Source organism: Microbacterium paulum, from assembly GCF_015707995.1.
Taxonomy (GTDB): Bacteria; Actinomycetota; Actinomycetes; order Actinomycetales; family Microbacteriaceae; genus Microbacterium; species Microbacterium paulum.
The window spans coordinates 14,323-28,418 of the sequence record NZ_JAAGRY010000044.1; the positions used below are offsets into that span (position 1 = coordinate 14,323).

A 14,096-nucleotide genomic window follows, 5' to 3' on the forward strand; every position below is an offset into this window, starting at 1 on the left:
GCGACGAGGTGTTACCGACCGCCGCTGGCGCGCGGTCACCACCTCACGGGTGAGGCTGAAGAAGCGACTGCTCAGAACGTGATGGGCCCGGTGCACGGACGGCACCGGGAGCGCGTCAGGAGGCGGCGGACGCCGTCTCGACAATCCGCGACGAGCGGATCGGGTGCCCGGGCGTCGTCAGGCACTGCCCCGACGCGAGGTCCCACTTCCAGTCGTGCAGGGCGCAGGTGAGCACGCCGTCCTCGATCTTTCCGGTCTTGGTCAGATCGGCGCGCAGGTGCGGGCAACGGCGCTGCACGGTCCAGCCGTCGATCTCGGCATCCTCGGTCTGATCCGACTGCTCGGCGTACCAGTTCTCGACGTATTCGATCCGGTCGCGCGAGAGGCACTTCAAGAACGTCGTGAGGAACTCGTTGAACTTGCCCGAGCGACCCACCTCGAACTGCATCGACAAGAAGATCGAGTTCGACCAGTCGATCTCGTGATCGGCGATGTTCGTCGAGACGAGGTCTGCGGGAATCGTGTACCAGTAGATGCACTCCTCCCCCGCGTATTCGCGCACCTTCGCCTTGGGGAAGTCGACGATCATGTCGAGCTCGCCGATCCGAAACCGCACGTTGCCGCCGACCCCCATGCGGATCGTCCGCGCGCGGCGCAGCAGCGGCTCCCACCACTCCTTGATCGCGGCGAGCATCTCGGCGGGCGGCAGCACTTCTGCCCGGCGCGCGATCTCGGCGGTCACCTCGTCTTGGCGGGAATCGCGCTGGGATGCCAGGTAGTCCCACTTCTCGTCGAAGATGTGGTCGATCTCGTCTGGCGTGTACAGGGTCTGCGTGACCGTCAGCTCGCCGCCGACGATGTCGACCTGCGTGCCGGGAACGAACTCGTACCCCTTCTGGGCGGGGCGCTCGGCACGCATGTGCGCGAGGAACTGACGCTGGTCGGTGAAGATCGAGTCGTTCTCGAGCCCGTAGCCGTTGAAGCGGAAGAGGTCTTCGCGCAGGAACATCGGCGGCCCCGCCATCGGGAACACGTGCTCGGCGTCGACCTTCTCGATGTAGTACATCGCTCGCTTGTTCTGCGCGTCGCGCTTGAGCTGCGCGAAGTTCTGCTTCGCCTCCTGCTCGAGGTCGTAGACCATCGGCCACCAGATCGCTCCCGACACCTGGGTGAAGTACGCGTCGGGCTTCGAGAAGCTCAGCAGCTTCTCGAGGTCGAGGGGGTGCGAGTCGTTCTGGTTCAGGATCGACGCGGTGCCGTCGTCGACCGACAGCGACGAGTCGCCGATCGGGCCGTCGCTCGGCGCTCGCAACGGGGTCACCATGATCTTCAGACCGCCCGGGTATTCGAGCACCTCGCCCGGCTGGGTGTAGATCAGGTTGTCGTAGCCGAGCGCCCGCAGATCGCTCTCGAGGTCGTCGGTCGGGTACGCCGGCAGCAGCACGCGGATGCTCTTCGGCACGTAACGCTCGAGGAGCGCCGGGTCGAAGTGGTCGCGGTGACGGTGCGAGATGTAGAGGAAGTCGGCGGCGCCGAAACGCTCCCAATCGAGCCCCCGATTGTCGGGGAACGGGAACCACGAGCCGAAGAAGCTCGGGCCGATGACCGGGTCGCAGAGGATGGAGCCTCCCGTTGTCTCGATGAACATGCCGGCGTGGCCGAGGCCTGTGATGCGCATGCGGATCCTTCCCCTTCTCGGGCGTCGAGTCTACGCGGGCGCGCGGGGCGCTCCCTGGCGACCGGCCGGGAAAAGGCGCCCGCGGTCAGCTCTCGAGCAGGCCCCGAATGTCGTCGGCGGTCAGGCTCTGCGCCAGCGCATCGCCCTCACCCAGCACCGCCGTGAACAGGCGAGCCTTGCGCTGCTGCAGCGCGACGACCTTCTCTTCGATGGTGCCCGCGGCGATCATGCGATAGACGTTCACCGGGCGTGTCTGACCGATCCGGTGCGTGCGATCGATCGCCTGCGCCTCGGCTGCGGGGTTCCACCACGGGTCCATCAGGAACACGTAGTCGGCTTCGGTGAGAGTGAGACCGAAGCCGCCCGCCTTGAGGCTGATGAGGAACACCGGCGCATCGCCCCGGCGGAACGCGTCGATCACATCGGCTCGCCGCCGGGTCGATCCGTCGAGGTATTCGTACCCGATGCCGTGCGCGTCGAGGTCGGCCCGCACCAGGTCGAGGTACGACGTGAACTGGCTGAAGACGAGGGCGCGGTGCCCTTCGGCGATGAGTTCGCGCAGCCGCTCGCGCAGCGCGTCGAGCTTCGACGACGGGATGCCGGTGTCACCGGCATCCACCAGAGCCGGCGCCAATGCCAGCATGCGCAGGAGGGTCAGTGATCGGAACACGATGAACCGGTTGCTGTCGAGGTCGGTGAGAAGGCGGAGCACCTTCTGCCGTTCGCGCTGCAGAACGGTGTCGTAGACCGCGCGGTGTGCGGGCGACAGCTCGACACGCAGCTCCTGCTCTTGACGCTCCGGCAGCTCCGGGGCGACGAGCTCTTTCGTGCGCCGCAGCACGAAAGGCCGAAGCCGCGCGCGCAGTCGCTCCAGACGGCGCTCGCGATACGGCCCGCCCTCTTCGTTCTCGGGCACTTTGCCCTGCTCGATCGGCTTGACGTACTCTTCGCGGAACCGGCGCGGCGATGCGAACAGCCCCGGGCAGGTGAGCGACAGGATCGCCCAGAGCTCGGTGAGCGAGTTCTCGAGCGGCGTTCCGGTGACCGCGAGCACCATGTCGGCCCGCAGCGCCTCGACGGCACGGTGCAGCCGCGTGCGCGGGTTCTTGACGAACTGCGCCTCGTCGAGCACGACGATCGCCCAGTCGACGGCCGCGAACGCCTCGTCGTCGAGCCGCAGCACCGTGTACGACGTGACGACGACGTCGGCATCGACCGGGAGCGGCCCGCCCTTCGCCGTCGTCGTGCCGCGCACGGTGACGTCGAGCCCGGGGGCGAACCGCGCCGCCTCGTCGTGCCAGGTGCCCAGCACCGACGTGGGCGCCACGACGAGGACGGGGCGACGTTCGCCGGTCTCGCGCGCGTGGAGCAGCAGCGCCAGCACCTGCAGGGTCTTGCCGAGCCCCATGTCGTCGGCGAGCACGCCGCCGAGCCGGTGCCGCCACCAGAGCGCGAGGCGGTCGAGGCCCTCCTGCTGGTAGGGGCGCAGCCGCGCGTCGAGGCCGGCGGGCGGTGGCGTCGCGACGAGGTCGCCGGCGGCGCCCAGCTCGCGGGCGGCGGTCCGCCACGCCACCGCCGGCAGCGCCTCGTCGGCGAGGTCTTCGAAGTCTTCCCACAGCGGCAGCTGATAGCGGCTGATGCGGGGGCCGGCCTCCCATTCGGCGAGCTCCGCCGCCTCATCGAGCAGCTCGCGCAGCCGGTCGAGGCCCGGGTGCGCGAGCGAGAAGTAGCTGCCGTCGGTGAGCAGCAGCTTCTTGCGGCGCAGCGCCAGGGCGGTGAAGAGCGGTCGGAACGGGATGCTGCGCCCGTCGATCTCGACGAGAAAGCCCAGATCGAACCAATCGTGATCGTCGGTCTCGACCGTCTTCACGGTGATGCGCGGGTCGCCGAGAAGTTCGCGGTATTCGCGACGTCGCCCGCGCGTGTCGACCCGCACCCCCGGCGTCTGCTCGAGAGCGGCGAGCACGTAGGTGACGAACTCGGCGGCATCCACTCCGCTGAGCGAGGCCTCGCCGGCGAACTCGAGCTCGGGCGCACTCCCCCACGCCTTCCCGACGGCGGCGCGCAGCAGGGCCTCGTGGTCGTCGCCGTCGACGTGCGTCGACCACGGTGCCCGCGCCGTCCCGTCGCGCAGCCACTGCAGGCGGTAGTCGAGGGCGTCGTGCTCGTGGAAGACCACGCTGACCACGAGGGTGGTGGGGTCGGGCTCGGGCAGCACGAGGTCGGGCGGGGCGAACACCGGGCCGCTGCGTCGCAGGCGCGGGTAGGCCTCACGCGCGAATGCCTCCGTCTCGGCCTGCGGCACTTCGATCGGGCGGCCGGCATCGAGCAGCGCGCGTAGTCCTTCACCGAGCGGCGCCGGCGCGAGGGTGAGACGGATGCCAGCGCCTTCGGCCGCGGCCAGGTAGAACCCGTTCTCACCGACCGGCCGCACCGACGACGGGTCGACGATCGCACCGTCGACCGTGAACTCGGGTGAGACCAGCACCCCGCCGTCGGGGGTCCGCGCGAGGCGGAGGGCTGCCGTCGCGTCGGCAGCGAGCCGCACCGTCTGCTTCTTCGCCGCCGACACGATCGGGATCTGCGCCGCCTCCGCTGCGCGCATCTGCGCCCAGACGAGCGCCGAGGTGACCGTGTCGAGCGTCACCCAGTCGGAGTCGTCGCGCAGCCCGGTCAGCAGCCGCGCATCGTGCGCGATGCCGTACAACTCGATGAACCAGCGGCGCTGCGCGTCGCGAAAGCCGCCCGCATCGCGGCGGATGATGTCCCACGACACGTCAGAACGTACCCAGGCGCCCGTGCTGAGGCTGCGTGCAAGCGGGCGGAAGCCGACGCTCAGCTCCGCGCGCTCGCCGCGGAGATCGGCGGTCATCGCGGGCCGCATCCGCCGCGGACCCCAGTGCGCCGCCGACGCCGACTCGCGAACCCGCAGTTCGACCCCGAGCGCAAGATCGCGCGCATCGGTGCGCGCTGACGGCAGCAGCACGGAGCGCCACGTCGCTGCCTCGCGGGGACCGTCCCGGTCATGCGCCAAGACGTCGACGCCAGAACCCACCCCGCCGGCGGGCGACCCGCCCGCGGCGACAGGGCCTCCGCCCGCGATGACGTGGCCGGCGGCGCCGGCGTTGCTGCGCAGCAGCGTCGCCACGACGTGCTTGCACTCGCTCTGCAGCGGGCACGAGCACCGCGTCGCGGCGACCCGCACCTCTGTGCCGAGGATCAGCGTGATCGTCACGCGATAGAGCTCGCGCGCCGAACCGGCCACGAGGCCCGTGAGCGTGCGGCTCGCCGCGTCCCACGCGACCCGGCGCACGGCTCCGTTGCAGGCGTAGGCGACCCCGCGCTCGTAGGCGTGCCCGAAGGCCGCACCGCGCACGGCGGCATCGGGCACGACGGGCGCAGTCATGGCATCCATCCTGCCGCGCCCCTCCGACGCCGCAGCCGCCGGGCCCGCGATCCGCTCACGCGGTGAGCGTCTCAGCCCGCGCGTGCGATGCGGGCGAGCACGCCGTGCACGAACGAGCCCGAATCGTCGGTCGAGAACTCTTTGGCGAGTTCCACCGCCTCGTCGATCGCGACGGCGGTAGGTACCTCGTCGTTGTGCAGCAGCTCCCACACGCCGATCCGCAGGATCGCGCGGTCGACGGCGGGCATGCGCTCGAGCTTCCAGTCGCGGGCGTACGTGACGATCTGCTCGTCGATCTCGTCGGCGCTGTCGATGACACCGTCGACGATCTCGCGGGCGTACAGCCAGGAGGCTTCGCGGGCGGGCTCGGCCGCGGCCCGCTTGGCCTCGGCGGCGAGGGTCACCGCGAGCTCGTCACCGCGCACGTCGGACTGGTAGAGGATGTCGAGGGCGCGCTTGCGCGCCTTGGAACGGGCACTCATGGGAGATGCCGCCGCAGGTCAGTTGACGCGGCCGAGGTAGTCGCCCGTGCGGGTGTCGACCTTGACCTTCGTGCCCTGTTCGACGAACAGCGGCACCTGGATCTCGTAGCCGGTCTCGACGGTCGCGGGCTTGGTGCCGGCCGACGAGCGGTCGCCCTGCAAGCCGGGCTCGGTGTAGGTGATCTCGAGCACAACCGAGGCGGGAAGCTCGACGTAGAGCGGGTTCTCGTTGTTCAGCGCGATCTGCACCTGCTGGTTCTCGAGCAGGAAGTTCGCCGCGTCGCCGACGGTCGCCGCGCCTACCGAGAGCTGGTCGTAGTTGTCGACGTCCATGAACACGAAGCTGTCGCCGTCGTTGTAGAGGTAGGTGAAGTCACGGCGGTCGACGTTCTCGATCTCGACCTTCGCGCCGGCGTTGAACGTGCGGTCGACGACCTTGCCGGTGAGCACGTTCTTCAGCTTGGTGCGCACGAACGCGCCGCCCTTGCCGGGCTTGACGTGCTGGAACTCCACGACGCTCCAGAGCTGTCCGTCGATCGAGAGGACGACGCCGTTGCGGATGTCTGCGGTGGATGCCATGAGTGTGGAATGTCCGTTCGTTGAAGAAGCGGCCGAGCGGCCGACACCCGATTCTACGGGATGCCGCCCGCTCAGCCGCTGTCTGCCGGTCGAGCGATCAGGCGTACTTGTAGAAGCCTTCGCCAGTGGCGACGCCCAGCAGGCCCTTGTCGATGTAGTTCTCCTTGAGCCACGCGGCGATCTTCGGGTCGCCCGAAGGACCGTGGGTGAGGATGTTGTACGGCGTGGTCAGACCGATCATGTCGAGGATCTGGAAGGGGCCCATGGGCGCACCGGTGGCGATCCGCCACGTCCAGTCGATGTCTTCGACCTCGGCGTAGCCGCCGCCGGCGAGCCCCATGGCGGCGTTCAGCAGCGGCACGAGGAGGGTGTTGAGCACGTAGCCCGCCTTCTCCTTGTGAATCGGGATGGGAACCATGCCGATGTCGCCCGCGAACCGCACGATCTGATCGAACACGGCGGGGTCGGTCTGGGGCGTTCCCATGACCTCGCCGGTGTTGAACTTCCACACCCGGTTCGCGAAGTGCAGCGCCAAGAAGCGCTCCGGGCGACCGGTCCACTCGACCAGGTCGCTCGGCAGCAGGGTCGAGGAGTTGGTCGCGAAGATGGTCTCTGCGGGAGCGAGCTGGGCGAGCTTCTCGTAGGTCTCGCGCTTGACGTCGAGGATCTCGGGAACGGCCTCGATGATGAGGTCGGCCTGAGCCGCTTCGGCGAGGTCGGTCGTGAGCGTCAGCCGACCGAGGGTCTCGTCGGCCTTTCCGCGGGCGGCGCCGGGAACCTCGGCCTTGTAGGTCGCGACGAGACGCTGAAAGCGCTCCTTCGCGGCGGCGAGAGCCTCGTCGCTGATGTCGTAGGCGATCACGTCGAAGCCGCTGTATGCGGTCTGGAACGCGATCTGCGAGCCGAGCACGCCGGTGCCCAGCACGGCGACGGTGGTGATGTCACTCATGGTGATCTCCTTCTGGCGGGGTACCGCCTTCATATGCACTCTCGTGCGGGCGCGGCGGGGTGGCCGCGTCGGGATGAGCCTCGGCGTGCGCGCCGGCGACGATCTGCGCGATCTGCGCGCGGAGATCGGCGGCGTCGCGACCGAGCCCCAGGCTCGGTTGCACGAGGAAGATGTGTGTGGCGGCGAAGATCGAGCGGGCCGCGACCCGGGCCGATGCGGCGGCCGACCTCGGCGCGACGATCTCGGCGATACGCCGCTCGAGGTCGTCGATCACGCGCAGGCCCTCGCGCCGGTAACGCCCCGCCGCGCTGTCGCCGAACAAGAGTTCGCGCTGGTAGAGGGCGGTGTCTCGGGGCGTCAGCGCCGCGGCGTGCAGGAGGGGCCGCAACAGAGCGGCGACCGCCTCGACGGGGTCACCGACCGTCGCCGCAGCACGCGCACCCGCGTCGACGGCCTCGGCGAGGCGCTCGTTGAACACCGCGAGCAGCAGCTCGGCCTTGCTGTCGGCGTAGCGGAATACAGTGCCGGCGGCGACGTCGGCACGGTCGGCGATCTGCTGCGTCGTGACACCGGCGTAGCCGTGTTCGTCGAACAGCTCCGCGGCGGCGAGCAAGATGCGCCGACTCTTGTCGGCCATGTTGCGCTCGCGGCGCGAGATCGATTCACTCACATATTGATCATACTCATTAATGAGTGCACTCAGTCCGTTTGGACCGAACCGGGTGAATCCGTCACTGGGCGGTAGCGGCGCGTAGATCTGCCTCGCGGTACCACGTGTCGACGTAGGGCGGGTTCTGCGTGGCGAACAGGCGCTCGTACGCCGTGTTGTCGAGGTTCACCGCGGCGCCGGCGTCGGTGGTGACGGGCGTCGCCGGGCTCACACCCTTCGGGCAGTAGTAGGCGACGAAGCCGCGGGGGTTCGACGAATGTTCATGGCGGCGACGGTATACGCCTTCGAGCACGAGGGGGCACCCCCTTACGTCGCGCGCGGATCGTGCTGCCGCTCAGCCGTCGGCGCGTCCTGAGATGACGTCGATGAGCAGCGCCGTCGCGCGCGCGTAGCCGGCCACTCCCTCGCCGACGACGTGCACGACCGCCACGTCGGCGACGTAGGAGTGGTGACGGAACTCCTCGCGCTCGGCGATGTTGCTGATGTGCACCTCGGCGACCGGCAGAGCGACCCCCGACAGCGCGTCGCGCAGGATCACGGAAGTATGCGTGAGCCCACCGGGGTTGATGACGATCCCCGCGCAGGTCGTGCGCGCCTCGTGGATCGCATCGATCAGCACACCCTCGTGGTTGCTCTGCACGGCCGTCACCTCGAACCCGCGTGCGGCCGCGGCATCCCGCACCGTCCGCTCGACATCGGCGAGGGTGTCATGCCCGTAGACGGCGGGTTCGCGTACGCCGAGCAGGTTCAGATTCGGGCCGTTGACGAGCAGCAGGCGGCGAGGCGTGGTCACTCCTGCACCCTATCGCCGCACTCTCACAGCGGGCGGCGCAGCTCGCGCTCCGGGCCGATGGGTCCCGTCATCTCGAGTCCCGTCCGAACGAACCCGTTGCGCACGTAGGCCGCTTCGGCGCGGGCATTGTCTGAGTGCACGTCGAGGAAGAGGGCATCGTCGCCGAGGCTTCTCGCCCAGTCGGCACACGCCGTCAGGAGCGCGTCGATGAGGCCCGCACCCCGCGCCTCGGGCGTCAGGTAGACACCCACCACATCGGAACGATCCGCGTCGAGCGAACGCCCGAGATGATCGACGTCGCCCGCGGCACGGCGAAGAACGGTCGCCGTCCCCACCCACCGGCCGGCATCGTCCTCGGCGACGAACTGCGCGGCCGCGGTGCCCGTCGACGCACCGCCGGCGCGGTCTGCCCAGAACGCGGCCGGGTGCCGTGCGGCGTTCTCGGCGGTGTCGAGAAAGGCGATGGCGGCGTCGCGATCGCGCAGCGCCTGCAGCCGCAGCTCCCGCACCCGCTCCCCCTCGTCGGCGCGCACGCGCCGCACGAACGGCCCGGCTGCGGGCGCCGCGCTCACTCGGCGATCTCTTGATACGCCGCGAACAGCAGCGACTCGTCGGGCGCCTGCAGCACGGTGGGCTTGGCGATGTCGTCGAGCACGATGAACCGCAGCATGCCGCCGCGGGTCTTCTTGTCGCGCTGCATCGTCGCCAGCAGTTGCCGGAAGGCCCCGGCGCGATAGCTGGTCGGAAGCCCGAGCAGCTCGAGGATGGCGCGATGACGGGCGGCCGAGGCATCCGACAGTCTTCCGGCGAGCCGCGACAGCTCGGCAGCGAACATCATGCCGACCGAGATCGCCGCGCCGTGGCGCCACTGGTAGCGCTCGGCGTGCTCGATGGCGTGGCCGAGCGTGTGGCCGTAGTTCAGCACCTCGCGAAGCCCCGCTTCGCGCAGGTCCTCCCCCACGACCCGCGCCTTCATCTGGATCGCGAGCTCGATGCACCGGCGGAAAGCCGGGGTCTGCGGATCGACCGCCGCCTCGGGGTCGGCCTCGATCAGGTCGAGGATCTCGGGGTACCAGATGAACCCGGCCTTCACGACCTCGGCGAAGCCGGCGACCCGTTCGTTGCGGCTCAGCGAGTCGAGAAGGCTCAGGTCGCAGATGACGGCGCGCGGCGGCCAGAACGCACCGACGAGGTTCTTGCCCTCGTTTGTGTTGATGCCGGTCTTGCCGCCCACCGCGGCATCCACCATGCCGAGCACCGTCGTGGGAACCTGCACGACCGCGACGCCGCGCAGCCACGTCGCCGCGACGAAGCCGGCGAGGTCGGTGACGGCACCGCCGCCGAAGCCGACGACCGCGTCGGTGCGGGTGAAGTCGGCCTGCCCCATCACCTGCCAGCAGAAGGCGGCGACCTCGACGCGCTTGCCGGTCTCGGCATCGGGGATCTCGGCGAGCAGCACCTGGCGCCCGCTCGCCTCTTGCAGGAGCGTCCGAAGTTCGGTCGCCTTCGCGGCGAGCGTGGGCGGGTGCACGACGAGGACTTTGGTGGATGCCGCGGGCAGCGCCGCGGCGACGAGCGGGAGGATGTCTCGCCCGATCGTGATGTCGTAGGGCTGCTCGCCGCCGACGGTGATGACCGTCGCCTCTCCGGGGGCGGAGTCGGAGGCGGGTGCGGGTGGCTGCGAGGTCATGAGGTCTCTTCCATGGATGCCGGGGCGGGCTCGTCGGCGCGCACCCAGGCGACGATCCGGTCGACGACGTCGGCCATCGGGCCGGTCGAGGTGTCGAGGGCGAGGTCGGCGACCTCTTCGTAGACGGGGCGGCGCTCGTCGTAGATGCGGTTCCACCGCTGCACGGGGTCTTCGCCCGCGAGGAGCGGGCGGTCTCCCCCGCCGAGGCGCGAGCCGACGACGTGCGGCGCCACGGTGAGCAGCACGACGCGATGCGCGCGCAGCCGATCGCGCGTGCCGGCGTCGAGCACGGCACCGCCACCGAGTGCCACCACGCCGCCGCGCTCGAGCGCTTCGGCCACCGCGTCGCGTTCGAGCGCGCGGAAGTAGCCCTCGCCGTGGCGGGCGAACAGCTCGGGGATCGGCCCGTGATCGCGCACGACGAGTTTGTCGGTGTCGGCGAACGGGACTTCCAGTGCGCGCGCGACGCGGCGCCCGACGCTCGTCTTACCGGCCCCCATCGGACCGATCAGCACGATCGCCCGCGCGCTCATGCCAGCGCGGCGTCGCTGCCCGGCGCCGTGTGCAGGCCCTCGGGAATCGCTGCCAGGTAACTCTCGAGGTTGCGGCGCGTCTCTGCGAGGGCGTCGCCGCCGAACTTCTCGAGCACGGCCTCGGCGAGCACGATCGCGACCATCGCCTCGGCCACGACGCCCGCGGCCGGCACGGCGCACACGTCGGAGCGCTGGTGGTGCGCGGTCGCGGCGTCGCCCGTGGCGACGTCGATCGTTCGCAGCGCGTGCGGCACGGTCGCGATCGGCTTCATGCCGGCGCGGACGCGCAGCACGGTGCCCGTGGACATGCCGCCCTCGGTGCCGCCGGCGCGATCCGAAGCGCGGGTGATGCCCTCGCTCGCCGCGAAAAGCTCGTCGTGGGCGGCCGAGCCACGACGGCGGGTGGTCTCGAAGCCGTCACCCACCTCGACGCCCTTGATCGCCTGGATCGACATGAGCGCCTGCGCGAGGCGGCCGTCGAGCCGGCGGTCCCACTGCACGTGCGATCCGAGCCCCGGCGGCACACCGTAGGCGAGCACCTCGACGATGCCGCCGAGGGTGTCGCCGTCCTTCTTGGCGGCGTCGACCTCGGTCACCATCGCCGCGGAGGTCTCGGCGTCGAAGCAGCGCAGCGGATCGGCATCCAGCGCATCGACGTCGTCGGGGGTCGGCAGCGGCGCACCGTCGGGAACGCGCACGGGACCGATCGACAGCGTGTGGCTGACGAGCCGGACGCCGAGCTCACTGAGGAACGACCGGGCGATCGCGCCGAGCGCGACCCGCGCCGCCGTCTCGCGGGCGCTCGCGCGCTCGAGGATCGGCCGCGCCTCGTCGAAGCCGTACTTCTGCATGCCGACGAGGTCGGCGTGGCCCGGGCGCGGGCGCGTGAGCGCGGCGCCGCGGCCGCGCGACATCTCGGTGAGTTCGACCGGTTCGGCGCTCATCACCTCGGTCCACTTCGGCCATTCGGTGTTGCCGACGCGCAGCGCGATGGGGCTGCCGATCGAGAACCCGTGCCGGACGCCGGCCGAGATCGTCAGTTCGTCTTCTTCGAACTTCATCCGCGACCCGCGGCCGTAGCCGAGCTTGCGGCGGGCGAGGTCTTGCTGGATCGCGGCACGCGAAATGGGCACGCCGGCAGGCAGACCCTCCATGAAGGCGACGAGTTCGGGGCCGTGCGATTCGCCGGCCGTGAGCACGCGGAGCATCCGTCTAGTCTCCCATGAGCGCAGAGCGCATGACGTCCACGACCGCGTCTTCATCGGGGAGCGGCGTGTCCGCGTCACCGGTGGCGAACGCGCGGATCTGCCGCACCGCCTGCTGCACGAGCATGCCGAGGCCGTTGACCGCCGACGCACCCGAGGCCTGCCACGCGAGGGCGAGCGGGGTGGGCCATCCGCCGTAGACGACGTCGTACAGCAGTCCGCCCCGCTCGGCGAGGATCGCTGCATCGCGGTCGGGCAGCGCGGCGCCGCCCGGCAGGGTCGACACGGTGAGGGGCACGGATGCCGAGGCCACCGCCCCGGGCGCCGCGACGGTCACCGCGATGCCGAGCCGCTCGCCGAGGTCGACGAGGCCTGCGGCCGCCGCGGGCCGGCGCGCCACGACCTCGACACGCTCCGCGCCGAGATCACCGAGGGCGACGAGCGCCGAGGTCGCCGTCGCGCCCGCGCCGACGATGCGTGCGCTGTCGAGGTGCGCGAAGCCGTGCGCACCGATGTCGGCGACGAGGCCGCCGACGTCGGTGTTGTAGCCGTGCAGCGCGCCGTCCGAGCGCACGAGCGTGTTCACGGCGCCGGTGAGCTCGGCGGTGCGGTCGCGGGTCGTGGCCGCGGCGAAAGCCGCGGTCTTGAGCGGAAACGTGAGCGACAGTCCCCGCGCGCGATCGTCGAGATCACCGAGCTCGGCGGTGAAAGACTCACCGTCCACGCGCCGCCGGCCGTACGACCAGTCCCAGCCGAGCCGCGCGTACGCGGCGCGGTGGATGCGCGGCGACAGGCTGTGCTCGATCGGGTCGCCCCACACCTCGAACGCGAGGCGCTCCGCGGGCGCGTCACCCACGCGTCACTCGCAGTACGAGGCGTTGGCGGGCACGGCGCACCAGTCCTGCATCTGCTTGACGGCGACCTCGTGCTCCTCGTACGTGTCGGAGAAGATCGTCTCGCCGGTCTCGAGGTTCACCGCGACGAAGTACAGCCAGGTGCCGTCGGCGGGGCTGATGGCGGCCTTGATGGCTGCTTCGCCCGGGTTCGAGATGGGGCCCGGCGGCAGACCGAGGTGCACGTACGTGTTGTACGGGTTCGAGGCGTCGGCACGTTCCTCATCGGTCGTCCAGACCGTTCCGGTGATGCCGGCGCCATAGGCGACCGTGGCATCGGACTGCATCGGCATGTCGGCGGCGACCCGGTTGAGGAAAACGCGCGCGATCTTGCGCATGTCTTCTTCGCTCGGACCCGATTCCTTCTGCACGAGGCCGGCGAGGGTGAGGATGTGGAACCGGTCGGCCGGGGCGACCCCGAGCGCGTCGAGGCGCGAGAAGGTCTCGTCGACCATCCGCTGGATCACGTCGTGCGCCGAGACTCCGGGATCGAACGTGTACGTCGCCGGGAAGAGATAACCCTCGATACTGGGCGCCTCGGCGGGCACGCCGTACTGCGTGTAGTCGGCCATGGCCGCGGTGATCTCGTCTTCGGCGAGACCCGTGCCGGCCGAGATCGCCGAAACGGCGCCCTTCATGCCCATTCCCTCGGTGATGAGCACCGAGTTGTCGGCCTTGTTCGCGGGGTCGAGCAGCGCCTCGAGTGCGGCGGCCGAGGCCATCTTCTGCTGCAGGTTGTATACCCCGGGCTGGAAGGTCGGGTTCTTTCCCGCCGAGATCAGGTAGTCGTAGAACGCGTCGGGGGTCTTCGTGACGCCCGCGTCGTACAGCGTCTGCGAGATCGACGATCCCGTGTCGCCCGAGACGATCGTGACCTGCGCCTGACCTTCGGCGAGGCCCGCGTCGTAGTCCTTCGGCTCTTCCCAGCCCATGAACGAGCGGATCTGCGATTCGTAGGTGTTCCACACCGCGAAACCGCCGCCGACGATGCCGCCGAGGAGCGCCAGCACGACGCCGAAGATCACCCAGCCGGCGATGCGCCCCTTTCGACGGTCGCGGTGGTGTCGCGCGGCGCGGGCGTGCGCGTCGTCATCGTGCGAGGAATCGAACAGCGCGTCGAGGGTCTGCGGGGTCCGGGCGGCACCCGAGGCCGGGGCCGCCGCGTCGACGGCCTTCTCGGGGGCGGGCGCCGTTCGACCGGCGGGTGCGGCGCCGGCG

14 protein-coding genes are annotated in these 14,096 nt (G+C 70.3%); all 14 read right to left on the minus strand.

Features of this window, described 5'->3' with window-relative positions; all coding sequences use genetic code 11:
* Positions 1-115: 115 nt before the first annotated feature.
* The gene (locus G3N18_RS11125) at positions 116-1,678 is read right to left on the minus strand and encodes a Rieske 2Fe-2S domain-containing protein (protein ID WP_196384328.1); all 1,563 of its coding nucleotides are present in this window, start codon (positions 1,676-1,678) and stop codon (positions 116-118) included.
* An 85-nt stretch (positions 1,679-1,763) separates the two neighbouring features.
* Positions 1,764-5,084 (minus strand): DEAD/DEAH box helicase, encoded by a 3,321-nt coding sequence (locus G3N18_RS11130; protein WP_196384329.1) that lies wholly within the window; start codon positions 5,082-5,084, stop codon positions 1,764-1,766.
* A gap of 71 nt (positions 5,085-5,155) precedes the next feature.
* Positions 5,156-5,566, minus strand: a complete 411-nt coding sequence (gene nusB / locus G3N18_RS11135) for a transcription antitermination factor NusB (protein WP_196384330.1) — start codon at positions 5,564-5,566, stop codon at positions 5,156-5,158.
* 18 nt (positions 5,567-5,584) lie between these two features.
* Positions 5,585-6,145: an elongation factor P gene (gene efp, locus G3N18_RS11140; RefSeq protein ID WP_196384331.1), complete on the minus strand. Its 561-nt coding sequence runs from the start codon at positions 6,143-6,145 to the stop codon at positions 5,585-5,587.
* Positions 6,146-6,242: 97 nt separating this feature from the next.
* A complete protein-coding gene (locus G3N18_RS11145; protein WP_196384332.1) occupies positions 6,243-7,094 on the minus strand; it encodes a 3-hydroxyacyl-CoA dehydrogenase in 852 nt (283 codons plus the stop codon).
* Entirely contained in the window at positions 7,087-7,764 is a 678-nt protein-coding gene (locus tag G3N18_RS11150; RefSeq protein WP_206693169.1) for a TetR/AcrR family transcriptional regulator, read from the minus strand. The genes G3N18_RS11145 and G3N18_RS11150 overlap by 8 nt, the downstream gene beginning before the upstream one ends.
* A 61-nt stretch (positions 7,765-7,825) precedes the next feature.
* The gene (locus G3N18_RS11155) at positions 7,826-8,056 is read right to left on the minus strand and encodes a hypothetical protein (protein WP_196384333.1); all 231 of its coding nucleotides are present in this window, start codon (positions 8,054-8,056) and stop codon (positions 7,826-7,828) included.
* 42 nt (positions 8,057-8,098) lie between these two features.
* Entirely contained in the window at positions 8,099-8,557 is a 459-nt protein-coding gene (gene aroQ / locus G3N18_RS11160) for a type II 3-dehydroquinate dehydratase (protein WP_196384334.1), read from the minus strand.
* 23 nt (positions 8,558-8,580) lie between these two features.
* The gene (locus tag G3N18_RS11165; protein ID WP_196384335.1) at positions 8,581-9,129 is read right to left on the minus strand and encodes a GNAT family N-acetyltransferase; all 549 of its coding nucleotides are present in this window, start codon (positions 9,127-9,129) and stop codon (positions 8,581-8,583) included.
* Positions 9,126-10,247, minus strand: a complete 1,122-nt coding sequence (aroB, locus tag G3N18_RS11170) for a 3-dehydroquinate synthase (RefSeq protein WP_196384336.1) — start codon at positions 10,245-10,247, stop codon at positions 9,126-9,128. Before aroB ends, G3N18_RS11165 begins: the two co-directional genes overlap by 4 nt.
* Positions 10,244-10,780 (minus strand): shikimate kinase, encoded by a 537-nt coding sequence (locus G3N18_RS11175; RefSeq protein ID WP_196384337.1) that lies wholly within the window; start codon positions 10,778-10,780, stop codon positions 10,244-10,246. The genes aroB and G3N18_RS11175 overlap by 4 nt, the downstream gene beginning before the upstream one ends.
* Positions 10,777-11,988 carry a chorismate synthase gene (gene aroC, locus G3N18_RS11180; RefSeq protein ID WP_196384338.1) on the minus strand — a complete coding sequence of 404 codons (1,212 nt, stop codon included), beginning with the start codon at positions 11,986-11,988 and terminating at the stop codon, positions 10,777-10,779. The genes G3N18_RS11175 and aroC overlap by 4 nt, the downstream gene beginning before the upstream one ends.
* 4 nt (positions 11,989-11,992) lie before the next feature.
* Complete coding sequence (locus tag G3N18_RS11185) at positions 11,993-12,841, minus strand: shikimate dehydrogenase (RefSeq protein WP_196384339.1); 849 nt, start codon at positions 12,839-12,841, stop codon at positions 11,993-11,995.
* Positions 12,842-12,844: 3 nt separating this feature from the next.
* Positions 12,845-14,096: endolytic transglycosylase MltG (gene mltG, locus G3N18_RS11190; RefSeq protein ID WP_196384340.1), on the minus strand; the 1,252-nt coding region annotated here is incomplete at its 5' end.

Coding starts and splice junctions, on each gene's coding strand:
- G3N18_RS11130 (WP_196384329.1), bottom strand. CDS start 5,084: ATGACTGCGCCCGTCGTGCCCGATGCCGCCGTGCGCGGTGCGGCCTTC.
- G3N18_RS11175 (WP_196384337.1), bottom strand. CDS start 10,780: ATGAGCGCGCGGGCGATCGTGCTGATCGGTCCGATGGGGGCCGGTAAG.
- efp (WP_196384331.1), bottom strand. CDS start 6,145: ATGGCATCCACCGCAGACATCCGCAACGGCGTCGTCCTCTCGATCGAC.
- aroC (WP_196384338.1), bottom strand. CDS start 11,988: ATGCTCCGCGTGCTCACGGCCGGCGAATCGCACGGCCCCGAACTCGTC.
- nusB (WP_196384330.1), bottom strand. CDS start 5,566: ATGAGTGCCCGTTCCAAGGCGCGCAAGCGCGCCCTCGACATCCTCTAC.
- G3N18_RS11145 (WP_196384332.1), bottom strand. CDS start 7,094: ATGAGTGACATCACCACCGTCGCCGTGCTGGGCACCGGCGTGCTCGGC.
- G3N18_RS11125 (WP_196384328.1), bottom strand. CDS start 1,678: ATGCGCATCACAGGCCTCGGCCACGCCGGCATGTTCATCGAGACAACG.
- aroB (WP_196384336.1), bottom strand. CDS start 10,247: ATGACCTCGCAGCCACCCGCACCCGCCTCCGACTCCGCCCCCGGAGAG.